Below are 22,158 nucleotides of genomic sequence, written 5' to 3'. Positions count from 1 at the left end.
GAGGCTTGTGAGTCCGTCTTCACGGCGTGGAGCATGCCCGTCATGCACAGCTTTATCCACAGCAGATGTGGATAAATTCGTTTCTCCAAGCGCGGCGGCTATTTACGACCGGTTTATCACTTTGCGGGCAGCAATCGCGCGCAACTCCTGGCGCCCGGAAGCCACTTGCCACGGCCGCTAGGGCGTGTCGCCAATCCCCGAGCATGCCGCGCCGCGGTTGCGCGTGCCTGTGGCAAGGAAGAGCGAGGAAGTGGACGTCCGTCCCCGCCCGAGCGATGACGCGGCCACGGGCGTGCGCAACCGCGGCCCTTCGGGTTGGGTCTGGCAGGCGCGCTGCCGGCGTTGCGCGGCTTGACCTGACGGCCAGTCAGGCGCTGCGCCACGCAACGCCGGCAGCGCGCCTGCCAGACCCAACGCGGCGTACTCGGGGATCGGTGACACGCCCTAGACTAGGTGGATGCCCTCCCCCGTCGCCACGCTCCGCGTCGCCCTGCCCGTCCCCTTGCCGCAGTTGTTCGACTACCTGCCGCCGCCCGGCGGCGCGGTCGCCGACGCCGACGTCGGCCGCCGGGTGCAGGTGCCGTTCGGCAATCGCGAACTGAGCGGGGTGGTCGCGGCGATCGGCCAGGTCGAGGACGCCGATGGCCTGCGCGCGGCACTGGCGTGGCTGGACCCGGCGCCGCTGCTGCACGGCGAACTGGCCGAGTCGCTGCGCTGGCTGGCGCGCTACAGCCACGCGCCGCTGGGCGAGGTGCTGGCGACCGCCCTGCCGGTGCCGCTGCGCCGCGGCGAACCGCTGCCCGACACCCACGCCTGGGCCTGGCGCCTGACCGAGGCCGGCGCCAGCCACCGCGCCCGCGCCGGCACCCGCCCGCACCGCTTCGCCGCGCTGCTGGCCGACGGCGCCGTGGACGAGGACCGGCTGGACCAGGCGATGGACGACTGGCGCAGCGCTGCCCGCGCGCTGGCCAAGCGCGGCCACGCCGAACGCATCGCCGTGCCGGCCAGCGCCGCGGCGCCGCAGCCGCAGCCCGGGCCGGTGCCCAACGCCGAGCAGCAGGCGGCCATCGACGCGGTGGTCGGCGCCGCCGGCTTCGCCCCGTTCCTGCTCGATGGCGTCACCGGCAGCGGCAAGACCGAGGTCTACCTGCAGGCGATCGCCGCCTGCCTGGCGCGCGGCCGCCAAGCGCTGGTGCTGGTGCCGGAGATCGGCCTGACCCCGCAGACCCTGGCGCGCTTCCGTGCCCGCCTCGGCGTGCCGGTGCATGCGTTGCATTCCGGGCTCAACGACAACGAGCGCGCGCGGGTCTGGGCCGCCGCCTGGCGTGGCGAGGCGCAGGTGGTGGTCGGCACACGCTCGGCGGTGTTCGTGCCGCTGCCGCAGGCCGGATTGATCGTGGTCGACGAGGAACACGACGGCAGCTACAAGCAGCAGGACGGCATCCGCTACCACGCCCGCGATTTCGCCCTCGTCCGCGGCAAGGCGCTGGACGTGCCGGTGCTGCTGGGCAGCGCCACGCCGTCGCTGGAGAGCCTGCACAACGCCACCGGCGGCCGCTACGCGCATCTGCGCCTGACCCGCCGCGCCGGTGACGCCAGGCCGCCGACGGTGCGCGTGCTCGACGTGCGCAAGCGCCCGCTGCAGGACGGGCTGTCGCCGGAGGTGTTGGCCGGGATCGGCACGGCACTGGCCGAAGGCGGCCAGGTGCTGGTGTTCAAGAACCGCCGCGGCTACGCGCCGGTGCTGCTGTGCCACGACTGCGGCTGGACCGCGCCGTGCCAGCGCTGCAGCACCCCGCTGCACGCCACGCCGATGACCGTGCATGCCGGCGGCCGGCGCCTGCAATGCCACCACTGCGGCGCGCGCCAGCCGGCGCCGCTGGCCTGCCCGGATTGCGGCAGCCTGGCGCTGCAGCCGCAGGGCATCGGCACCGAACGCCTGGAGGAACGCCTGGTGCAGGCATTCCCGGGCGTGCCGGTGCTGCGCATCGACCGCAGCACCACCCAACGCCGCGACGCGCTGGAGACGCAGTTGGCCACGCTCGGCACTGCGCCCGGCATCCTGGTCGGCACGCAGATCCTGGCCAAGGGCCACGACCTGCCGCAATTGAGCCGGGTGGTGGTGGTCGGCATCGACGAAGGCCTGTTCTCGGCCGATTTCCGTGCCAGCGAGAAGCTGGCGCAGCAGTTGATCCAGGTCGCCGGCCGCGCCGGCCGCGCCGCACGGCCGGGCGAGGTCTGGCTGCAGACCCACCACCCCGGGCATCCGCTGCTGCAGACCCTGGTGCACGGCGGCTACCACGCCTTCGCCGTGGCGGAACTGGAGCAGCGCGAGGCCGCCGGCTTCCCCCCGTTCGCGCACCTGGCGCTGCTGCGCGCCGAGGCCAAGCAGGTCGAACACGCCAACGCCTTCCTCGCCGCCGTGCGCGCGCTGCTGCCGGTGCAGGACGAGGTGCAGCGCTTCGGCCCGATGCCGGCACCGATGCCGCGCCGCGCCGGGTTCCAGCGCACCCAGTTGCTGCTGTCGGCGAACACGCGGCGCGCGCTGCATGCCGTGCTGGACGCAGCGGTGCCGGCGATCCACGCGCTGCCGCAGGCCCGGCGGGTGCGCTGGTCCCTGGATGTGGATCCGCAGGATCTGTACTGAGGCGACGGCGCATTCCCAGCAATACAGCGCTAGAGCACCGGCACGCGTCACCCGCATGGATGAAGCCGCGGATCAACGCAATCCAATGCGCGATCCGATTTTACGCAATCCGCTTCCGTAGGAGCGGCTTCAGCCGCGACGGGCATTACCGGTAATGGCTCATCGCGGCTGAAGCCGCTCCTACGCGGCAATGGCGCGTGTCGACAAGCAGTTCCGCTCTAAAGCTCCAGACGAACGCGCATCCGATCGCCGTGGCAAAGCAGACGGCGGCCCTGACGCCATGCGTTTCGCTCAGTCCACCAGCCCCAATGCGTCGACCACTTGCGCGCGCAATGCCGTGCTGTCCCCGGCCTCCACGCAGCGCCACGCGCCAGCATCCGGAGACAGGCCGCAGGCGGCGGTGGCGATCACCGGCTTGCCCAGCGCCATGGCCAGCAGCAGCCCACGCGGCTGCTGTTCGATCCAGGCCGGCAGCAGCACCAGGGAGGCTGCGTGCACGCCTTCGGCCATCGACGCGACCCGCTGTATCGCGATGCCGTTCCAGAAGTCCGGCGTCTCCTGCGCACCGGGCGGCAGCAGCACCACCAGCGGCAAATCACGCATCGCCTCGCGCAGTTCGTAGGCGCCCTTGCGTGCCAATGCCGAGGCCGCCAGCAGCACCCGCGGCGCAGCGTCCTCAGTGATGACCGCCTGCTTCGCCGCGACCGCCGGGAGCGCCGGCCGTTGCCATTGCAGCGCGAGGCCACGGCTGCCGGCCAGCGCCAGCAATTCGCGGTGCGGGGTGATCCAGTGCCGCGCCTGCGCCAGCGCCGCACGCTCGGCCTCGACCAGCGCCGGATCTGCGCGGAAATCGCGCAAGGTGGGACTGTGCCGATGCCGCTGCGCGGCCACGTCCAGGCGCGCCTGCAGCAGGTGCATCGGCAAGGCGGTCATGCACACGTCCCAGCGCCGACCCTGCAGCTCGCCGGCCAGCCACAGGTCCGGCAACAGGCTCTGCGGCACCACCAGGTCGACGTCGCGCGCGCCCAGGCGCTGCCGCAGCGCCCGCAGGCGGATGCGCTGCGCGCGCTGGCGCGCCTGCGGCAACGGCATCCCACGCCACAGCCACCAGCGCCGCAACAACGCCGCGCACACTGCCACGACGCTGTGCCGCGGCAATGCCAGCACCCGATCGCCCGGCTGCTGCCGGCGCCGGCGGTCTTCGGCGAATTCCGGCCAGTCCTCGTCGACCAGCCAGGTGCGGTGCAAGCCCTCCGGCACCGCCGCCACATGCCGATGGCAGGCGCTGCGGCCGCAGCGGGTGCAGTCGTTGGCGGCATCGACGCCGGCGGGCGCGGTGCGGCGCTGCAGCGGCGGCAACGGCAATGCCGCCGGCGTCGCAGCGCCGCCGCGGATGCGCACGTGCAGCGCCTCGCCATCCAGCCATACCTCCAGCCGCCACGGCGCGGCGGCGCGCAGGCGCAGGTCCACGTAGTTCCAGAACACCACTGCGTCGCGGTCGCGCTCGGCCAGGGAACCGGCAATCACCTGGGTGTGGCGGTGCCGCTCGACGATCTCCAGGCCCTGCCGCAGCGCCGCGTCGTAGATCGCATTGGACACCTGGCACAGGCCGCCACCGATCGACGGCACCAGGCAGCCCTCGCGCAGTTCGCGGCCGGCGACGAAGCCGCGGCGGCGGGTGGCACGACCGAGCTGGCGCCAGAAGCTGAAGGTGGCCCCGGCCGGCACCTCCACGCCGTGCAGCGCACGCGCGGCCAGGCGCAGGTTGTGGATCTTGCCGGCCACCAGCTGCGGTGCGGTCTCCTCGCTGTCGGGCCACAGCGCGGTGACCGATTCGGCACAGCTGCCGTCGGCGATCGCCAGGCCGGCGTCGCGGCGATGCCGGCGCGGACCGTCGCGCAGATCGTGCAGCGCGCGGCGCAGTTGCAGCGCGCGGGTCTTGGCCCTGAACAGCAGGCTGCGCCAGCGCGACGGCAGTGGCGCCTGTGGCGGCGCCGACGCGCGCGGCTTCACTGTCGCTGGCATGACCGTGCGTCCTCCCTGTCGCTGACCGCGCTTGGCATCGCGCTACTATACGAGCATGCAGGTCCGGCCCTCGACGATCGCGCAGCGCCCCACTGGCCGCGCGCGTTTCCGTGGATCGGTGCGCCACGCGCGCCCACGACCTTCGCGCCGACACCGGACGCCCCCTTTCCCCTCCCCCTCCTGGAGTCCTGCATGGACGACACACGCGTGCCGCACCTGATCGTGATCGGCGGCGGATTCGCCGGCTTGTGGGCCACCCGCGCCCTGGCCAGGACGCCGCTGCGCATCACCCTGATCGACCGCCGCAACCACCACCTGTTCCAGCCGCTGCTGTACCAGGTCGCCACCGCCGGCCTGTCGGCGCCGGACATCGCCGCGCCGCTGCGGCAGATCCTGCGCCACCAGGACAACGTCGAAGTGCGCCTGGGCGAGGTCGTCGACATCGACAAGCAGACGCGGCAGGTGCGCCTGGCCGACGGCCAGACGCTGGCCTACGACTACCTGCTGGTCGCCACCGGCGCCACCCACGCCTATTTCGGCCACGACGACTGGGCGGCGCACGCGCCGGGCCTGAAGACCCTGGACGACGCGCTGCAGTTGCGCCGGCACCTGCTGCTGGCATTCGAGCGCGCTGAAGCGGAAACCGACCCCGCCGCGCGCGCGGCCTGGCTCAGCTTCGCCATCGTCGGCGGCGGCCCCACCGGCGTCGAACTGGCCGGCACCCTGGCCGAGATCGCGCGGCACACGCTGAAGCACGAATTCCGCCGCATCGACCCGGCCGAGGCGCGGGTGCGGCTGATCGAGGCCGGCCCTCGGGTGCTGTCCTCCTTCCCCGAGCACCTCTCGGCCAAGGCGCAGAAGCAGTTGGAAAAGCTCGGCGTGGAAGTGCTGACCGGCGTGCCGGTCGCCGACATCGACGCCAGCGGCTATCGCCTTGGCAGCACCTTCGTGCCGGCGCGCACCGTGGTCTGGGCCGCCGGCGTGGCCGCCTCGCCGCTGGCGAAGACACTGCAGACGCCGCTGGACCGCAGCGGCCGCGTGCAGGTGCAGCCGGACCTGAGCGTGCCGGGCCATCCGGAACTGTTCGTCGCCGGCGACCTGGCCGCGGTGCAGCAGGCCGACGGCCGCCCGGTCCCCGGGGTGGCGCCGGCCGCCAAGCAGATGGGCCGGCACGTCGCCGACACCCTGCGCCGGCGGCTGCGCGGCGACACCGCCAGCGTGCCGTTCCGCTACGCCGACTACGGCAACCTGGCCACCATCGGGCGCATGGCCGCGATCGTGCACCTGGGCCGGCTGCAGCTCTCCGGCGTGCTGGCCTGGTGGTTCTGGCTGGCCGCGCACGTGTTCTTCCTGATCGGCTTCCGCAACCGCGTGGTGGTGCTGCTCAACTGGGCCTGGGCGTACTGGAGCTACCAGCGTGCTGCGCGGATCATCCTCGGCGACCCGCCCGCAGCCGAGGCAACGCAGGCACAGGCCGCGCCACCCAAGGACAGGTGACACTGCAGGGCCGGGCTGCGATCCTAGCCGGCCTTTTTGCTGCAGCGCAGTGCCCGTCTTGGCGACCTTCCTGTTCCTGCTCGACCTGCTGGGCACCTTCGTGTTCGCGATCAGCGGCGCCACCGTCGGCGTGCGCCATCGCCTGGACCTGTTCGGCGTGCTGGTGCTGTCGTGCGCGGCCGCGGTCTCCGGCGGCATCGCCCGCGACGTGCTGATCGGCGCCACCCCGCCGGCAGCGCTGGCCGACGTGCGCTATCTCGGTGTCGCCTGCCTGGCCGGGCTGCTGGCCTTCTACCGCCACCACACGGTCGAGCGCCTGCGCAATCCGGTGCAGATCTTCGATGCGATGGGCCTGGCGCTGTTCGCGGTCTACGGCACCAGCAAGGCGCTGGCGTTCGGCCTGGGCCCGCTCAGCGCGACCCTGCTGGGCATGCTCAGCGGCATCGGCGGCGGCATCGTCCGCGACCTGCTGGTGGCGCGCACGCCGGTGGTGCTGCAGGCCGAGCTGTACGCGGTGGCGGCCCTGCTCGGCGGCGGCGTGGTCGCCGCAGCGCAGGTGCTGCACCTGCCGCAGCCCTGGGGCCTGGCAGTGGGCGCGGTGCTGTGCTTCGGCCTGCGCTTCATGGCGATCCGCTACGGCTGGCACCTGCCGGTGGCGCGGCCGCCGGAGTCGTAGCCGATCGCGTGCGCGCCGGCAGTCGCCGATCCCCGAGACAGCCCAGGCACAAACAGAAAAGGCCCGGCGATGCCGGGCCCTTTCGCGCGTTGCAAGCAATCGCCGCAGGCGACTCAGGCGACGAACAGCGCCTTCATCTTCTTCAGCGCGTTCGCCTCGATCTGGCGGATGCGCTCGGCCGACACGCCGTACTCGTCGGCCAGCTCCTGCAGGGTGATCTTGCTGTCGGCATCCAGCCAGCGGCGCTTGATGATGTCGCGCGAACGCGCATCCAGTTCCGCCAGGCCTTCGCGCAGCAGCTGCAGCTGGTTATCCTCGCTGTCGGCGCGCTCGTAGGCCTGCGAAGGATCTTCCTCGTTGGCCATCAGGTACGCGGCCGGCGACGGCGGCGCGTGGTCATCGTCCTCATCGGACGGCGCATCGAAGCCGATGTCGCGACCGGACAGGCGCGACTCCATCTCCATCACCTCGCGCTCGGACACGTTCAGGTCCTTGGCCACGGCGGTGACCTCGGCCGCGTTCATCCAGCCCAGGCGGGTCTTGGACTTGCGCAGGTTGAAGAACAGCTTGCGCTGCGCCTTGGTCGTGGCGACCTTGACGATGCGCCAGTTCTTCAGGATGTATTCGTGCATCTCGGCGCGGATCCAGTGCACCGCGAAGCTGACCAGGCGCACGCCCATGTCAGGGTCGAAGCGCTTGACCGCCTTCATCAGGCCGATGTTGCCTTCCTGGATCAGGTCGCCCAGCGGCAGACCGTAGCCGTTGTAGCCACGAGCCACGTGGACCACGAAACGCAGGTGGGAATGGACCAGTTCGCGGGCCGCATCCAGGTCTTCCTGGTCGCGGTACCGCACCGCCAGTGCGCGTTCCTCGTCGGACGTCAGCACCGGGATCTGATGCACGGCGCCGATGTAGGCATCCAGCGAACCGAGCGGACTGGGAATCGGGAGGTTGTTGGCAACCAAAGCGTTGGAAGTAAGAGTCTGGCTCATAGGGCTCATCTTAGCAGTCTACTAATTGGACTGCTGGGTACAGTAAAAAGTTCCTGTGTTCTGTTTATGCAACATATGAATCAGGAATGACACTGCAGCACAAGCCACTGAAACAATACGGAAGCATCGCGGCTTCCATCTTCTGACCACCAAACTACCATCCAGTTCGCGAAAACGACGTCCACATGCGGTGGACGCCGCGCCCTGTCCAACCGGGGTTCAGGCGCCGCGCAACGCCGCTTCCAGCTCCGCGCGCGGCGGCAGACTCCAGTCGATGGGGGCGGCGCCCCGGCGCTTCAAGTACTCGTTGGCCGCGGAGAAATGCTTGCAGCCGAGGAAGCCGCGGTGCGCCGACAGCGGCGAGGGGTGCGGGGCCTTCAGCACGCGGTGGCGGCGGGTATCGATGACCTTGCCCTTGGCCTGGGCATAGCTGCCCCAGAGTAGGAACACCAGGCCCTCGCGCTCGCGGTTGAGGGTCTCGACAACGTGGTCGGTGAAGCCCTCCCAACCCTTGCCCTGATGGGCGCCGGCGCGGCCCTCCTCTACCGTCAGCACCGCGTTGAGCAGCAGCACGCCGCGCTGCGCCCACGGCAGCAGGCAGCCGTGGTCCGGCCGGCGGATGCCCAGGTCGTCCTCGATCTCTTTATAGATGTTCAGCAGCGACGGCGGCACCGGCACCCCTGGCAGCACCGAGAAGCACAGCCCGTGCGCCTGGCCGTAGCCATGGTAGGGGTCCTGGCCGAGGATCACCACCTCCACCTTTTCGAACGGGGTGGCGTCGAAGGCGGCGAAGATCTGCCGCCCCGGCGGGAACACCCGCGCGCCGGCGGCCTTGCGCTGGCGCAGGAACGTGGCCAGTTCGCGCATCTCCGGGCGCAGCAACCAGTCGCCGACCTGCGCCTTCCATGACGGCTCCAGCTGGATCCGGCTTTCGTCTTCGTTGTTGCTCATCGTTTCCAGGTTCGGAACATCGGGGTCAAAAGCTCACGGCGATCTCGTCGAGCCGGGCCAGGCGCAACTGGAACAGCACCTTGGTGACCAGCAGGCGCTCTTCGATCGGCTTCTGCACCAGGTCGTTGGCACCGGCGCGCAGCAGCTCGGACTGGGTATGCGGGTTGCTGTCGCCGGTCATCACCAGCACCGGCATGCGCCGCTTGCCGTAGGCGAAGTCGACGCGGATGCGCTGGACCACATCCCGACCGTTGAGCTCGCCCTTCAAGGTGACGTCGGTCAGCACCAGGTCGATGCGGCGGGTGGTGCGACCCAGCGACTCGGCGGTGAGCAGCGCGAATGCGTCCTCGGCGCTGAGCACGTGCACCACGTGCAGTTGCTGGCGCTCGAGCATGCGCTTGGTCGCCTCGGCCACCACCCGGCTGTCCTCGACATAGAGCACGGTGGCGCCGGCCACCGGCTGCGGCTGCACGTAGCCGCGGATGAAGGTGGCCAACGCCTCGTGGCCGAGCGCCTTGTCGAAGTAGTCGGTGACGTACTCGGTGAAACGGCGCTCGACCAGGTGCTGCTGGGCGTCGCCGGAGACCACGATCACCGGCACATAGGCCTGGCCGGCGGCTTCGCGCACGCTGCGGGCCAGGGTCAGGCCGTCGCCGTCGGGCAGCCCCAGCGAGGTGGTGACCAGGTCGACCGGGCCGGCCTCCAGCGCCGCGCGCGCCTCGGCGATGCTGGCGCAGCCGACCACGGTCACGTCGGGCAGTTCGCGATGCAGCACGTCGGCGATCAGCTTGCGCACCAGCTTCGAGCCATCGACCACCATCACCCGGGGGGCGGCGCTGATCAGATGCTTGAGCTCATGCCCGGCCATGTGCGCCTCAGGTGTCGGTGGGCCGCGTCTGGCGCAGAAAGTGGCCGGTCACCAGCCAGGCGCCGAGCCAACCCAGCAGCAGGGTACCCAGCAGCACGAAGCCGGCGTGCAGCGCGTCCAGCCCGTGCAGCACGAAGTGGCTGCCGTAGCTGTCGGCCAGCGCCGCCAGCGGCTGGCCCAGGGCCATGCCGGAGGCGGCGAGCAGGCCCAGCGCCAGCACCCCGGCGCCGAAACCGTACCAGGCGCCCAGGTACAGGAACGGACGACGGATGAAGCCGTCGCTGGCGCCGAGCAACTGCAGCACGCCGATCTCCTCGCGCCGCGACTGGATGTCCAGGCGCACGGTGTTGCCGACCACCAGCACTGCACCGGCGCCGAGCAGCAGCGACAGCACCTGCACCAGGCGTTCGCCGAAATGCAGCCAGCCGTCCAGGCGCTTGCGCCACAGCGCGTCGTGCTGAACCAGGTCGGCCTGCGGCAGCGCGGTCAGCGCCGTCGCCAGCGGGGTGTCGTCGGCCGCGGCCGGGGTGACGATCAGCAGCGTCGGCAGCGGGTTGTCCTGCAGCGCGTCCAGCGCTTCGCCCAGGCCGGCGCTGTCGCGCAGTTCGGCCATGCCCTCGGCGGGGGTACGCAGCGTCACCGCGGCCACGTCGCCACGGCCGCGCAGGGTCTGCGCCAGCGCCTGCGCCGCGGCGGCGTCGACGTCGGTCTTCAGGAACACGTTGATGTCGCGCGACTGCTGCACGCTGCCGGCGAACTGCTTGAGGTTGTCCAGGGCGATCGACAGACCCAGCGGCAGGGTCAGCGCCAGCGCCATCACCGCCATGGTCAGCAGCGTCGCCCACGGCTTGCGCATGGCGCGGCCGAGGCTGTAGACGATGCTGTGCAGGTGGTGATCCCACCACACGCCCAGCCGCGAGGGCGCCGCGGCGCCGGCGTTGCGCGCGCTCATTCGGCCAGGTCCTGCGGCGAGATGTCGTCGATCAGGCGGCCGTGGTCCAGGATCAGCACGCGCTTGCGCATCTGCTTGAGCAGGGCCAGGTCGTGGCTGACCACCAGCACGCTGGTGCCGCGGGCCGGCAGTTCGGCGAACAACTGCATGATTTCCGCGGCCAGGGTCGGGTCGAGATTGCCGGTGGGTTCGTCGGCGACCAGCAGCCGCGGTTCGCCGACCATCGCCCGGGCGATGCCGACGCGCTGCTGCTCGCCGGCCGACAGCTGCGAGGGCAGCGCCTTCTCGCGGTGGCCCAGGCCCATGCGCTCGAGGACCGAGCGCACGCGCTTGCCGATCTCGGCGCGACGGGTGCCGCGCAGGATCAGCGGCAGCGCGACGTTCTCGGCGATGCTGCGGTCGGTGAGCAGACGGTGGTCCTGGTAGACCGCGCCGACCTCACGCCGGTGCAGCGGCACGCGGCGGCCGCGCACCTTCAGCAGGTTGCGCTCGCCGAACAGCACGGCGCCGCGCGAGGGCCGCTCGCTCAGGTGGATCAGCTTGAGCAGGGTGCTCTTGCCGGCACCGGAATGGCCGGTGACGAACAGCATCTCGCCCTCCTCGACCTCGAAGCTGACGTCCACCAGCGCCGCGTGGCCGCCGGCGTACTGTTTGCTGACATTGTCGAACCGCAGAACGCTCATCCGGCGATTATGCCGGAGCGGCTGGGGTGTTCGTCCACCGCGCGCGTCGCGCGCGGCGGACGGCCGGTCCGGCTCAGGAGCTGGACACCAGCGAGCGCAGCTTGCGGCCCAGGCGGGTCAGGAACGAATCGTTCTTCGCCGCCGCACCACGCTCGGCCTGGCGCGCAGCCTTGACCGGGGTGGCCACGACCTGCACCGGCTTGGCCGGGGCCGCGGTCGCCGGCGCGGCGCTGCCGTTGCCGGCCGGTGCACCCTCGGCACCTTCCAGCGGGCGCCCGCCGCGACGGCGACGGCGCTTGCGCGGCGGACGCTCGCCCTCGACCGCGGGCGCTGCGCCCTCGGCCGGCGCAGCACGCGGCGGCTTGGGAGCAGGCGCCGGCGCCGCTACGGCCGGCGCAGTGCCGTCGGCCGCAGCGGCGGTGGCATCGGCCGGACGCGGCGTGCGCGGACGCCGCGGCTTGCCGTCGGCGCTGCGCGACTCGCCACGGCCGCCCGGGCCGCTGCGACCGCCGCCGGGCTTGCCGCGACCGCCGCCGCGACGCTGCTCGTCGGCCTCGCGCTGTGCGCGGGCCTCGCGGAAGATCTCGCCGATGCTCTCGTCACCCTCGGCCTCGGCGGCCTCGCCCTCCACCGGCGCGCGCGGGGTGCGCGGCAGCGCCACCAGCAGCTCGGCGGTGACCGGCTCGACCGGGATCTTCTGTTCGATGTAGGCCTCGATGTCCGGCAGGCTCATCGCGTAGCGCTCGCAGGCGAAGCTGATCGCGTCGCCCTCCTCGCCCAGCCGCGCGGTGCGGCCGATGCGGTGCACGTAGTCCTCGGCGTCGAACGGCAGGTCGTAGTTGTAGACGTACTTGACCCCGTCGATGTGCAGGCCGCGCGCGGCCACGTCGGTGGCCACCAGGATCTCCAGCTGGCCCTTCTGGAAGCGGTTGAGCAGGGTCTCGCGCTTCTTCTGCGGCACGTCGCCGGACAGCACGCCGACCCGGTAGCCGTTGCGCTCCAGCGAACGCGCCACGCGCTCGACGAAGGCCTTGGTGTTGACGAACACCATGGTCCGCGCGCCCTCGCTGCGCGAGAGCAGGCCCAGCAGCAGGGTCAGCTTCTCCTCGTCGGAGGGGAAGTAGATGCGCTGGCGCACGCGCGCGGCGGTGATGCTCTCGGTCTCGACCACGAGCTTTTCCGGCTCGTTCATGTGCTCGTAGGCCAGCTCCAGCACGCGGTGGCTGAGGGTGGCCGAGAACAGCAGGGTCTGGCGGGTGCCGCGCTCGGGCATGCGCCGCAGCAGGAAGCGGATGTCCTTGATGAAGCCCAGGTCGAACATGCGGTCGGCTTCGTCGAGCACGCAAATCTCGCAGGCGTGCAGCGACACCACCTTGTGCTGCTTGACGTAGTCGATCAGCCGGCCGGGGGTGGCGATGATCACGTCCACGCCCTGCTGCAACAGTTCGCGCTGCTTGTCGTAGTCCACGCCGCCGTAGACCAGGGCGAAGCGCAGGCCCAGTTCGGAGCCGAACTTGACCGCGTCCTTGTGGATCTGGATCGCCAGTTCGCGGGTCGGGGCCAGGATCAGCGCGCGCGGATCCTCCGGCTTGCGGTCGGCCAGCGCCGGACGGCTGAGCAGGCGGTTCATCACCGCCACCAGGAACGCCAGGGTCTTGCCGGTGCCGGTCTGGGCCTGGCCGGCCACGTCGCGGCCCGGAAGGGCCACCGGCAGGGTCAGCGCCTGGATCGGGGTGCAGCGGGTGAAGCCGGCGCTTTCGAGGCCTGCGAGCAGCGCAGGATGCAGGTCGAACGCGGAAAAAGTCACATCGGTCAGCGGTTTGTCGCTCATCATTCCATCTTCGTGAGGCCACCCCGCCCGAAGCGTAAGGTCGCGGCTTGCATCGGTCCCGGCAGCGTCGCACACTGGCGTCTTCCATGCCGGGTCGCGCGACAGGGGGAATCCCTTGAGATCGCCGCGCAATGCCCCAGTTTACCGCAATGCGGCGGCCACCCGGTCCGGCCAGTCGCATTGGCCCAGGAGAACCCCCAAAGTGAGCGACAAGGTCCTTTACGTCGGCGACGCCGATTTCGATGCCACGGTGCTGCAGTCCGACGAGCCGGTCCTGGTGGACTTCTGGGCCGAGTGGTGCGGCCCGTGCAAGATGATCGCGCCGGTGCTGGATGACCTCGCCGACGCCTACGACGGCCGCCTCAAGGTCGCCAAGGTCAACGTGGACGAGAACCGCGCCACCGCGATCAAGTACCACGTCCGCTCGATCCCGATGCTGCTGCTGTTCAAGAACGGCCAGATCCAGGCCACCCAGATCGGCGCAGTCGGCAAGGGCCAGCTGACCCAGATGATCGACAAGACCCTGGGCAGCAGCGCCGCCTGACGCCCGCTGCCGGCACCGCTCCGCAACCGGAGCGGCGCCGCGGCAGTCCCGCCGGCGCTGCATCGCCGGCGGCTGAATCGCCCGCAAACGCCTGCTTGCCGTGCCTGCGTGGCGGTGATAGTGTCGATGCATCCGGTGGCATTCGCACACCGCACCCCCTCTGGAAGATTCTCTCCCAGACCTCCTCCCAACCCCGTATGCCCCCACGCTGGGCGCTCGCACTCTTAGCGAGGAACACCACTTGTCCGATCACACCATGTCCGAACCCGGGAGCGCCGACGCCCCCGCCGAGAAGCGCGTGCGCAAGCCGCGCGTCAGCAAGGCCGCGAGCGGCGCAGAAGGCGCCGCCGAGCACGGCGCGCCGGCACAGCCGACCCTGCCGCTGAATCCCGCGCCCGCGCCTGCGCCCGTCCAGACCGAGGCGCCGCGCGCCGCGGCCCCGGAGTCGGCCCCAGCCCCGGCCGCCAGCGGCGGCCAGAACCACGGCGGCGGCGACGCGCCGGCCCATCAGGGCGGCGGCCAGGCGTCCGAAGGCGGCGAGCCGCGCGAAGGCCGTGAGCCGCGCGACGGCGGCAACAACAACCGCTTCAACAATCAGAACCAGAACAACCAGAACAACCAGCAGGGCAACCGCCGCGATCGCTTCCGCAATCGCCGCGACCGCGACCGCAACCAGCGCGGCGGCGACCGCTTCCAGGACAACGGCCTGCCCAGCGACAACGGCGGCAACGAGCCGTTCGTGCCGCGCCCGCACGCCAGCGTGCCGGAAGGCTTCCCGATCTACTCGCTGAGCGATCTGAAGAAGATGCCGGCGCAGAAGCTGCTGGACATCGCCGAGCAGCTCAACATCCAGGACGGCGTGGCCCGCGCGCGCAAGCAGGACGTGATCTTCGCCCTGCTGAAGGTGCTGACCCGCCACGGCGAAGGCGTCGCCGCCGACGGCGTGCTGGAAATCCTGCCGGACGGCTTCGGCTTCCTGCGTGCGGCCGAGGCCAGCTACCTGGCCGGTCCGGACGACACCTACATCTCGCCCAGCCAGATCCGCCGCTTCAACCTGCGTACCGGCGACCACCTGTCCGGCCGCATCCGCTTCCCGAAGGACGGCGAGCGCTACTTCGCGCTGTCGATCGTCGACACCATCAACGGCGAGCCGCTGGAAGCGAGCAAGAACAAGGTCCTGTTCGAGAACCTGACCGCGCTGTTCCCGCGCAAGCGCTTCACCCTGGAGCGCGGCAACGGTTCCTCGGAAGACATCTCCGGCCGCATCCTCGATCTGATGGCGCCGCAGGGCAAGGGTCAGCGCGCGCTGATCGTGTCGCCGCCCAAGGCCGGCAAGACCATGCTGATGCAGCAGGTGGCCACGGCGATCACCACCAACCACCCGGACGTGCACCTGATCGTGCTGCTGATCGACGAGCGCCCGGAAGAAGTGACCGAAATGCAGCGCACCGTGCGCGGCGAGGTCATCTCCTCGACCTTCGACGAGCCGGCCGCGCGCCACGTGCAGGTCGCCGAAATGGTGATCGAACGCGCCAAGCGCCTGGTCGAACACAAGAAGGACGTGGTGATCCTGCTCGACTCGATCACCCGCCTGGCCCGCGCCTACAACAACGTGGTGCCGTCCTCCGGCAAGGTGCTCAGCGGCGGCGTTGACGCCAACGCCCTGCACCGCCCGAAGCGCTTCTTCGGCGCGGCGCGCAACGTCGAGGAAGGCGGCTCGCTGACCATCATCGCCACCGCGCTGGTCGAGACCGGCAGCAAGATGGACGAGGTGATCTACGAAGAGTTCAAGGGCACCGGCAACAGCGAAGTGCACCTGAACCGCCGTATCGCCGAGAAGCGCGTGTACCCGGCCATCGACATCAACCGCTCCGGCACCCGTCGCGAAGACCTGCTGATCGAGCCGGAACTGCTGCAGAAGATCTGGATCCTGCGCAAGCTGCTGCATCCGATGGACGAGATCGCGGCGATGGAATTCCTGCTGGACAAGATGAAGAACACCAAGTCCAACGACGAGTTCTTCGGTTCGATGAAGCGCTGAGTCCAGCGCCGGTTCGACCGCAACGCCCCGCTTCGGCGGGGCGTTCGCGTTTGTGGCCATCGGTCATGCCCGGTGACGTGCCGATACAGGGTCCGACGGTCTTTCGACGTGGGCGCGGGTGAGATGGGCGGCATTCGCCCCGCCGCGTCCGCCGCCATGCACACCACTGCCACGACCGCCGTCAGCAAGGTCGCCCCGGTCACTCTCGGCTTCTGGGTGATGAAGATCTGCGCCACCACCCTCGGCGAGACCGGCGGCGACCTGCTGTCGATGACCCTGGATGTCGGCTATGCGCTGAGCAGCGTGCTGCTGCTGGCGGTCTTCCTGGTCTCGCTGTGGGCGCAGCTGCGCGCGCGGCGGTTCCAGCCGTGGCGGTACTGGTGGGTGATCCTGACCACCAGCACCGCCGGCACCACGCTGTCGGACTACATGGACCGCAGCCTGGGCCTGGGCTACGCGCAGGGCGCGCTGCTGCTGGTGAGCCTGCTGGTCGTGGTACTGGCGACGTGGTGGCTGTGCGAACGCAGCCTGTCGGTCGAGCGCATCGGCAGTGGCCGCGCCGAGGTCTTCTACTGGCTGGCGATCCTGGTCTCCAACACCCTGGGCACCGCGCTGGGCGATTACCTGGCCGACAGCTCGGGGCTGGGCTTCGCCGGCGGCGCGCTGCTGATCGCGGCGCTGCTGGCGGCGATCGCGCTGGCTTATGCCTTCACACGCATCTCGCGCACGGCGCTGTTCTGGGCGGCGTTCGTGCTGACCCGCCCGTTCGGCGCGACCCTCGGCGACCTGCTCAGCAAGCCGGCCGGCAAGGGTGGCCTGGACCTGGGTACGGTCGGTGCATCGCTGCTGCTGGCCGCGCTATTGCTGGCGGTGCTGGTCGTCTCGACGCGACGCCGCGACGGCGACCGCCGCGCGGCGCGCTAACGTCGGTGGGTGGTCTACGCGGGGCAGCCCGGCCTGTAAGACCGGGCGAACACCGTCGCCGATCAACCACCCTGCAGCGGCGTCAGCAGGCGCGGGCCGCCGTTGCCGGCCATGTACACGCCACCGGCCGGCAGCAGGTCCGGCGAGAAACCGGCAGCATCCTCCTCGGCACTCCACGGCGCGCGCTGGCGCGGGCCAGGCACGTAGCTCATCCAGCGGCCGTAAGCCGACGGCGCACCCTGGCGGGTCTGGTCGAGCAGCGCGTAATCGACTGGCACGCGCACGTTCCAGTACGGCGCATCCACGTGCTTGCCTTCGCTCGGCGGGCGGAAGGTCCACTTGCGCGCCGCGCCGAGCGCGCTCTTGCCCAGCACCTCGCGCAGTTGCTGCATCTGCTGCTCGGACGCCACCACGCGCAGATTGACCTGCTCGACAACGGCATCGGCCACGCGGCCATCGCGGCCCACCTTGAGCACCAGATACGCCGAGCCCGCGGCACCGACGCTGTAGGCCGCTTGCGGATAGGCCGGCGGCTTCATCTGAATCGCGGTCACCACACTGTGATCGTTCGGATCGTAGCGGGTGAAGTCGGCACTGCGGATCTCGATCTGATAGTCGTCGCCTTGCAGGCGTTTGGCGACCAGTCGCAGGGTCATCGGCGCGCGCGCCGGCACCGGCTTGCCATCGCGCATGCCCGGCTCGAACTTCCACTGCATCACGCTGTTGCGGACGAAGCCAACCACGCCCTCGGGCAGGCGCTCCTGCTGGTCCAGCGCCAGCGCCGACACCGTGCCGCTGGGCTCGATGTCGATGGTGCCGCTCACCAGCATGCTGCTCTCGATCTGCTTGCGCACCGCGCCGGGGCCGACCCCGTCTGCGGCGACAGCATTAAACGCCAGCAGCAGCGACAACACAGCGCTCCAGCGCCACCACGAACGGAGGGATCGACGGTGCATCGCGCATTCCTTTGCCTGAGATGAGGCGCCGATTACAACGCACTGGCGGCCCGCCGGCAACTCAGGCCAGGCGCAGCGCATCCGGGTAAGGCGGCGCGTCCGGATAGTCGTCCTCGCGCAGCCGCGCCTGCAGGTCGCGCCACCACTGCGGATCGAACAGTTCGCCGTGGGAGTGGCGCACCGCCTCCAGCGAAGCGGCAGGCAGGCCCATGAACATCGCGAAACGCTCCGGGAACACATCGCGCGGGGCGACATGGAACCAGGGTTCGGCGGCCATCGCCTCTTCCTCGTTGCGCGGCTGCGGCCAGTCGCGGAAGTTGCAGTCGGTGACCAGGCACAGTTCGTCGTAGTCGTAGAACACCGCGCGGCCCTGCCGCGATACGCCGAAGTTCTTCAGCAGCATGTCGCCGGGGAAGATGTTGTTGCGGGCCATGTCCTTGATCGCCTGTGCGTAGTCCAGTGCGGCCTCGCGCGCGGCCTCGGCGCCCTGCTCGCGCAGGTACAGGTTCAACGGGCGCAGGCGTCGCTGCACGTAGCACAACTCGACGATCAGGTCGTCGCCATCCTCGCGCAGGCTGCGCGCGCAGCCCTCCATCAACTCTTTCAGCAGCGCCGGCGCGAAGCGTGCACGCGGGAAGCGCAGCGAGCGGTACGGCTGGGCATCGAGCAGGCGGCCGACGCGATCGAGGTTGAACACCAGCGCGTACTTCTCCTCCACTTCCTCGCGGCTCATCGTCTTCGGATAGGCGAAGCGGTCGCGGATCAGCTTGAACACCAGCGGGTAGCTGGGCAGAGTGAACACCGCCATGACCATGCCCGGCGTACCCTCGGCATGCACCAGCTGTTCGTTGGGATGCGCCTGGAAGTGGCGGAAGAAGGTGCGGAAGCGCTCGGTCTTGCCCTGCTTGGCGCGGCCGAGCATGGTGTACAGCTCGTCGATCGGCTTGTGCGGCAGCAAGCTGCGCAGGAACACCACTGCGTCGCCGACAGTGGACAGGTCGGCCTGGAAATAGCTGCGCGAGATGCCGAACAGCTGCGCCACGTCGTTGCGCTTGGTCAGCACCGCTTCGGCGCGCAGGCCCTTTTCGTCGTTGACCAGGGCGATCACGCACGGCGAGAAACGGTGTTCGCCGAACACGCGGCCGATCAGGTAGGCACGGCGCTCGCGATAGAACACCGTCTCCAGCAGTTCGATGCCGCGCACCGGGTTCTCGCCCCAGTGGGCGAGGTCGTCCTGCAGCCGCACCGCGATGGCCGCCGCGCAGCGCGTGCGGTGCGCATACGGCACGTCGAAGCGGTAGTCGCCGAGCACGCGCACGAACGCGTCCACCGGCCGCGCCTCGGACACCACGTAGTTGTGCCGTGCCACCGGGTGGGTGATGGCGTCGGTGGGTTCGATGTCCAGCGCCACGAACTCGATCTGCGCGTCCACGCCCTGGGTGCGGAAGAAGCGCCGGGTCAGGGTGTTGTAGAAGGTCTTGTACAGCTCCTGGTCGATCAGCGCGGCGATCAGCTCGGCGTAATGGTCGCGTGCGCGGATCCACAGCGCGCGGTCGTGCGCCTGGCCTAGGAGCACGGCGCGCAGGCGCAGCATGCACTCGGCAATGCACTGGTCGTACAGGGCGATGCGTTCGATCGCATCCTCGCGCGCCGCGCTCCAGTCGCGCGCCTCGAAGCGCTGGCGCGCACGCGAAGAGATCTGCGCGAAGCGCGCGTGGTAGTCCTCGAACGCCTCGAAGACGATGCGGCCGATGACCAGGGCACGGCGTTCGGACGGCAGCGGCAGCGGCGTGGAGGGCATGCCTGCAGTGTACCCAGGTGGCGGCGGCACGCGGGCGTGGGGCACCCTGCCACGCTCCGCCTCGTGGGCGCATCCAGCGGCCTGCTTCGCCAGGATCGAGCCGGACGCAGGTCGGCCGTAGGAGCGGCTTCGGCCGCGACCGGCCTTACCGGGAACGCCCTGTCGCGGCTGAAGCCGCTCCTACGGGACGCTTCCTGCGCCGGAAATGCAAAGGGCCGCCCCGAGGGGCGGCCCTTGCGTCACATCCAGTTCGGGCGATCAGGCGTTCAACGTCGCCAGGGCGTCGTTGAGGGTCTTGCTCGGCCGCATCGCCTTGCTGACCAGGTCCAGGTTCGGGCGGTAGTAGCCCTGGATGTCGACCGGTTGGCCCTGCACGCCGTTGAGCTCGGCGACGATGGTCGCTTCCTGCTCGGTCAGCTGCTTGGCCAGCGGGGCGAAGCGCGCCTTCAGCGTGGCGTCCTCGTCCTGCGCGGCCAGCGCCTGCGCCCAGTACAGGGCCAGGTAGAAGTGGCTGCCGCGGTTGTCCAGCCCGCCGACCTTGCGCGAGGGCGACTTGTCGTTGTCCAGGAACTGGCCGTTGGCCTGATCCAGGGTGCGCGCCAGCACGCCGATGGCGGCGTTGTGGTGGCGCTGACCCAGGTGTTCCAGCGACGCGGCCAGGGCCAGGAACTCGCCCAGCGAATCCCAGCGCAGGTAGTTCTCTTCGACGAACTGCTGCACGTGCTTGGGTGCCGAACCGCCGGCACCGGTCTCGAACAGGCCGCCACCGGCCATCAGCGGCACGATCGACAGCATCTTGGCGCTGGTGCCCAACTCCATGATCGGGAACAGGTCGGTGAGGTAGTCGCGCAGCACGTTGCCGGTGACCGAGATGGTGTCCTCGCCCTTGCGGATGCGCTGAAGCGAGAACGCGGTGGCTTCCACCGGCGGCAGGATGCGGATGTCCAGGCCGTTGAGATCGTGGTCCTGCAGGTAGCGCTCCACCTTCTGGATCATCAGCGCATCGTGGGCGCGCTGCGGATCCAGCCAGAACACCGCCGGGGTGCTGCTCAGGCGCGCACGCTCGACCGCCAGCTTGACCCAGTCCTGGATCGGCGCGTCCTTGGTCTGGCACATGCGCCAGATGTCGCCGGCTTCCACCGCATGCTCCAGCAGCACCGTGCCGCCGGCGTCGGTGACACGCACAGTGCCGTCGACCGGGATCTGGAAGGTCTTGTCGTGCGAACCGTATTCCTCGGCCTTCTGCGCCATCAGGCCGACGTTGGGCACGCTGCCCATGGTCGCCGGGTCGAACGCGCCGTGCAGCTTGCAGTCCTCGATCACCGCCTGGTACACGCCGGCGTAGCAGCGGTCCGGGATCACCGCCTTGGTGTCCTGCAGCTTGCCTTCGGCGTTCCACATCTTGCCGGAGTCGCGGATCATCGCCGGCATCGACGCATCGACGATCACGTCGCTGGGCACGTGCAGGTTGGTGATGCCCTTGTCGGAGTTGACCATCGCCAGGCCCGGACGCTGCGCGTACAGCGCCTGCAGGTCGGCCTCGATCGCAGTGCGCTGCGCTTCGGGCAGGCTGGCGATGCGCGCGTACAGGTCGCCGATGCCGTTGTTGGCGTCGAAGCCCACCTGCTTGAGCGTGGCGGCGTGCTTGTCCAGCACGTCGCGGTAAAACGCTTCGACCACCACGCCGAACATGATCGGGTCGGAGACCTTCATCATCGTCGCCTTCAGGTGCAGCGAGAACAGCACGCCCTGCTGCTGGGCATCGGCGATCTGCGCCTGCACGAAGGCGGCCAGCGCGCGCTTGCTCATCACCGCCGCGTCGATCAGCTCGCCGGCCTGCACCGCAGTCTTTTCCTTCAGCACGGTCACCGTGCCGTCCTTGCCGACCAGTTCGATCTTGACGCTGCCGGCCTGTTCGATCAGCGCCGAACGCTCGCTGCCGTAGAAATCGCCGGCGTCCATGTGCGCCACGTGCGACTTGGACTCGGCGCTCCATGCGCCCATGCGGTGCGGGTGCTTGCGTGCATAGTTTTTGACCGAGGCCGGCGCGCGGCGATCGGAATTGCCCTCGCGCAGCACCGGATTGACCGCACTGCCCTTGACCTTGTCGTAGCGCGCCTTGGCTTCTTTCTCTTTCTCGTCCTTCGGCTCGTCCACGTAGTCCGGCAGCGCATAACCCTGCTGCTGCAGTTCCTTGATCGCGGCCTTGAGCTGCGGCACCGAGGCGCTGATGTTGGGCAGCTTGATGATGTTGGCTTCCGGCGTGGTCGCCAGCTGTCCGAGCTCGGCAAGGTCGTCGGCGATGCGCTGGTCCTCGCGCAGGTATTCGGGGAACTGCGAAATCAGGCGGCCGGCCAGCGAAATGTCGCGGGTCTCCACGGCGATGCCGGCGGTGCCGGCGAACGCGGAGACGATCGGCAGCAGCGACTGCGTCGCCAGGTACGGGGCTTCATCGGTGAGCGTGTACAGGATCTTGGGCGTATTCGACATGACGCGACGGATGACCTCTGGCAGGGGGAAATAGGCAGCACCGACAGTACGGCGGCGTATGTTTTCTTATGGGTTTCGCGATGCCGCCAACCGCCGGACATCGGCCGTCCATTGTCGCGTGTCTGCGGGCTGCGGGCAAAGCGCGGGGGTGGTGCAATCCGTATGCGGGGTTCATGCCCTCGCGATTGCAGGAGGATGCCTGTCGCCCGAGTGAGCGAAGTGACCTGCACGTCCCGCATGCCGTCGTCAATGCGATAGGCAATGGCGCCCTACGACGGGG

General features: G+C 70.0%; 16 protein-coding genes. 6 read left to right on the top strand and 10 right to left on the bottom strand.

Going from position 1 to position 22,158, the window contains the following annotated elements; all coding sequences use genetic code 11:
- Nucleotides 1–457 precede the first annotated feature (457 nt).
- A complete protein-coding gene (locus AC1PLR_RS03250) occupies nucleotides 458–2,647 on the top strand; it encodes a primosomal protein N' (RefSeq protein WP_481102653.1) in 2,190 nt (729 codons plus the stop codon).
- A 291-nt stretch (nucleotides 2,648–2,938) separates the two neighbouring features.
- Here the strand turns inward: AC1PLR_RS03250 and AC1PLR_RS03245 are convergent, their stop codons facing one another.
- A complete protein-coding gene (locus tag AC1PLR_RS03245; RefSeq protein WP_481102652.1) occupies nucleotides 2,939–4,672 on the bottom strand; it encodes a VanW family protein in 1,734 nt (577 codons plus the stop codon).
- A 192-nt stretch (nucleotides 4,673–4,864) separates the two neighbouring features.
- Between AC1PLR_RS03245 and AC1PLR_RS03240 the strand changes: the two genes are divergently transcribed.
- Nucleotides 4,865–6,169 (top strand): NAD(P)/FAD-dependent oxidoreductase, encoded by a 1,305-nt coding sequence (locus AC1PLR_RS03240; RefSeq protein ID WP_481102651.1) that lies wholly within the window; start codon nucleotides 4,865–4,867, stop codon nucleotides 6,167–6,169.
- A gap of 58 nt (nucleotides 6,170–6,227) precedes the next feature.
- A complete protein-coding gene (locus AC1PLR_RS03235; RefSeq protein ID WP_019801572.1) occupies nucleotides 6,228–6,845 on the top strand; it encodes a trimeric intracellular cation channel family protein in 618 nt (205 codons plus the stop codon).
- Nucleotides 6,846–6,958: 113 nt separating this feature from the next.
- Here the strand turns inward: AC1PLR_RS03235 and rpoH are convergent, their stop codons facing one another.
- From rpoH to rhlB, 6 genes are all read right to left on the bottom strand, one after another.
- A complete protein-coding gene (rpoH, locus tag AC1PLR_RS03230) occupies nucleotides 6,959–7,837 on the bottom strand; it encodes an RNA polymerase sigma factor RpoH (RefSeq protein WP_029562116.1) in 879 nt (292 codons plus the stop codon).
- Nucleotides 7,838–8,056: 219 nt separating this feature from the next.
- Nucleotides 8,057–8,788: a uracil-DNA glycosylase gene (gene ung / locus AC1PLR_RS03225; RefSeq protein WP_010343180.1), complete on the bottom strand. Its 732-nt coding sequence runs from the start codon at nucleotides 8,786–8,788 to the stop codon at nucleotides 8,057–8,059.
- Between the two features lie 25 nt (nucleotides 8,789–8,813).
- Nucleotides 8,814–9,656 carry a response regulator gene (locus AC1PLR_RS03220; RefSeq protein ID WP_019800711.1) on the bottom strand — a complete coding sequence of 281 codons (843 nt, stop codon included), beginning with the start codon at nucleotides 9,654–9,656 and terminating at the stop codon, nucleotides 8,814–8,816.
- Between the two features lie 7 nt (nucleotides 9,657–9,663).
- Entirely contained in the window at nucleotides 9,664–10,608 is a 945-nt protein-coding gene (gene ftsX / locus AC1PLR_RS03215; RefSeq protein WP_017909424.1) for a permease-like cell division protein FtsX, read from the bottom strand.
- Nucleotides 10,605–11,291: a cell division ATP-binding protein FtsE gene (gene ftsE / locus AC1PLR_RS03210; RefSeq protein WP_017909423.1), complete on the bottom strand. Its 687-nt coding sequence runs from the start codon at nucleotides 11,289–11,291 to the stop codon at nucleotides 10,605–10,607. The genes ftsX and ftsE overlap by 4 nt, the downstream gene beginning before the upstream one ends.
- A 73-nt stretch (nucleotides 11,292–11,364) precedes the next feature.
- Nucleotides 11,365–13,122, bottom strand: a complete 1,758-nt coding sequence (gene rhlB, locus AC1PLR_RS03205; protein WP_481102650.1) for an ATP-dependent RNA helicase RhlB — start codon at nucleotides 13,120–13,122, stop codon at nucleotides 11,365–11,367.
- Between the two features lie 202 nt (nucleotides 13,123–13,324).
- Between rhlB and trxA the strand changes: the two genes are divergently transcribed.
- The 3 genes from trxA to AC1PLR_RS03190 all read left to right on the top strand — a co-directional run bounded on the left by trxA (nucleotide 13,325) and on the right by AC1PLR_RS03190 (nucleotide 16,631).
- The gene (trxA, locus tag AC1PLR_RS03200; RefSeq protein WP_010341563.1) at nucleotides 13,325–13,666 is read left to right on the top strand and encodes a thioredoxin TrxA; all 342 of its coding nucleotides are present in this window, start codon (nucleotides 13,325–13,327) and stop codon (nucleotides 13,664–13,666) included.
- A gap of 241 nt (nucleotides 13,667–13,907) precedes the next feature.
- Nucleotides 13,908–15,707 (top strand): transcription termination factor Rho, encoded by a 1,800-nt coding sequence (rho, locus tag AC1PLR_RS03195; RefSeq protein WP_481102649.1) that lies wholly within the window; start codon nucleotides 13,908–13,910, stop codon nucleotides 15,705–15,707.
- Between the two features lie 123 nt (nucleotides 15,708–15,830).
- On the top strand, nucleotides 15,831–16,631 hold the full coding sequence (locus tag AC1PLR_RS03190; RefSeq protein ID WP_481102648.1) for a COG4705 family protein: 801 nt from the start codon (nucleotides 15,831–15,833) through the stop codon (nucleotides 16,629–16,631).
- Between the two features lie 62 nt (nucleotides 16,632–16,693).
- Here AC1PLR_RS03190 and AC1PLR_RS03185 read toward each other — a convergent pair whose 3' ends face one another.
- The 3 genes from AC1PLR_RS03185 to AC1PLR_RS03175 form a co-directional block, all read right to left on the bottom strand.
- Nucleotides 16,694–17,587 (bottom strand): energy transducer TonB, encoded by an 894-nt coding sequence (locus tag AC1PLR_RS03185; RefSeq protein WP_481102647.1) that lies wholly within the window; start codon nucleotides 17,585–17,587, stop codon nucleotides 16,694–16,696.
- Between the two features lie 61 nt (nucleotides 17,588–17,648).
- On the bottom strand, nucleotides 17,649–19,388 hold the full coding sequence (gene aceK / locus AC1PLR_RS03180) for a bifunctional isocitrate dehydrogenase kinase/phosphatase (RefSeq protein ID WP_481102646.1): 1,740 nt from the start codon (nucleotides 19,386–19,388) through the stop codon (nucleotides 17,649–17,651).
- Nucleotides 19,389–19,646: 258 nt separating this feature from the next.
- Complete coding sequence (locus AC1PLR_RS03175; protein ID WP_481102645.1) at nucleotides 19,647–21,878, bottom strand: NADP-dependent isocitrate dehydrogenase; 2,232 nt, start codon at nucleotides 21,876–21,878, stop codon at nucleotides 19,647–19,649.
- Nucleotides 21,879–22,158: the final 280 nt, after the last annotated feature.

The sequence above is a fragment of the Xanthomonas sp. NCPPB 3570 genome (assembly GCF_056725115.1).
This window is presented reverse-complemented; position numbering and strand designations above follow the sequence as displayed.

What these genes read in the sequence shown, in the direction of transcription:
- aceK (WP_481102646.1), bottom strand. Translation starts at nt 19,388, where the DNA reads ATGCCCTCCACGCCGCTGCCGCTGCCGTCCGAACGCCGTGCCCTGGTC.
- AC1PLR_RS03220 (WP_019800711.1), bottom strand. Translation starts at nt 9,656, where the DNA reads ATGGCCGGGCATGAGCTCAAGCATCTGATCAGCGCCGCCCCCCGGGTG.
- AC1PLR_RS03175 (WP_481102645.1), bottom strand. Translation starts at nt 21,878, where the DNA reads ATGTCGAATACGCCCAAGATCCTGTACACGCTCACCGATGAAGCCCCG.
- ftsX (WP_017909424.1), bottom strand. Translation starts at nt 10,608, where the DNA reads ATGAGCGCGCGCAACGCCGGCGCCGCGGCGCCCTCGCGGCTGGGCGTG.
- ung (WP_010343180.1), bottom strand. Translation starts at nt 8,788, where the DNA reads ATGAGCAACAACGAAGACGAAAGCCGGATCCAGCTGGAGCCGTCATGG.
- AC1PLR_RS03240 (WP_481102651.1), top strand. Translation starts at nt 4,865, where the DNA reads ATGGACGACACACGCGTGCCGCACCTGATCGTGATCGGCGGCGGATTC.
- AC1PLR_RS03245 (WP_481102652.1), bottom strand. Translation starts at nt 4,672, where the DNA reads ATGCCAGCGACAGTGAAGCCGCGCGCGTCGGCGCCGCCACAGGCGCCA.
- AC1PLR_RS03190 (WP_481102648.1), top strand. Translation starts at nt 15,831, where the DNA reads ATGGGCGGCATTCGCCCCGCCGCGTCCGCCGCCATGCACACCACTGCC.
- AC1PLR_RS03250 (WP_481102653.1), top strand. Translation starts at nt 458, where the DNA reads ATGCCCTCCCCCGTCGCCACGCTCCGCGTCGCCCTGCCCGTCCCCTTG.
- AC1PLR_RS03185 (WP_481102647.1), bottom strand. Translation starts at nt 17,587, where the DNA reads ATGCACCGTCGATCCCTCCGTTCGTGGTGGCGCTGGAGCGCTGTGTTG.
- rhlB (WP_481102650.1), bottom strand. Translation starts at nt 13,122, where the DNA reads ATGAGCGACAAACCGCTGACCGATGTGACTTTTTCCGCGTTCGACCTG.
- rpoH (WP_029562116.1), bottom strand. Translation starts at nt 7,837, where the DNA reads ATGAGCCAGACTCTTACTTCCAACGCTTTGGTTGCCAACAACCTCCCG.
- ftsE (WP_017909423.1), bottom strand. Translation starts at nt 11,291, where the DNA reads ATGAGCGTTCTGCGGTTCGACAATGTCAGCAAACAGTACGCCGGCGGC.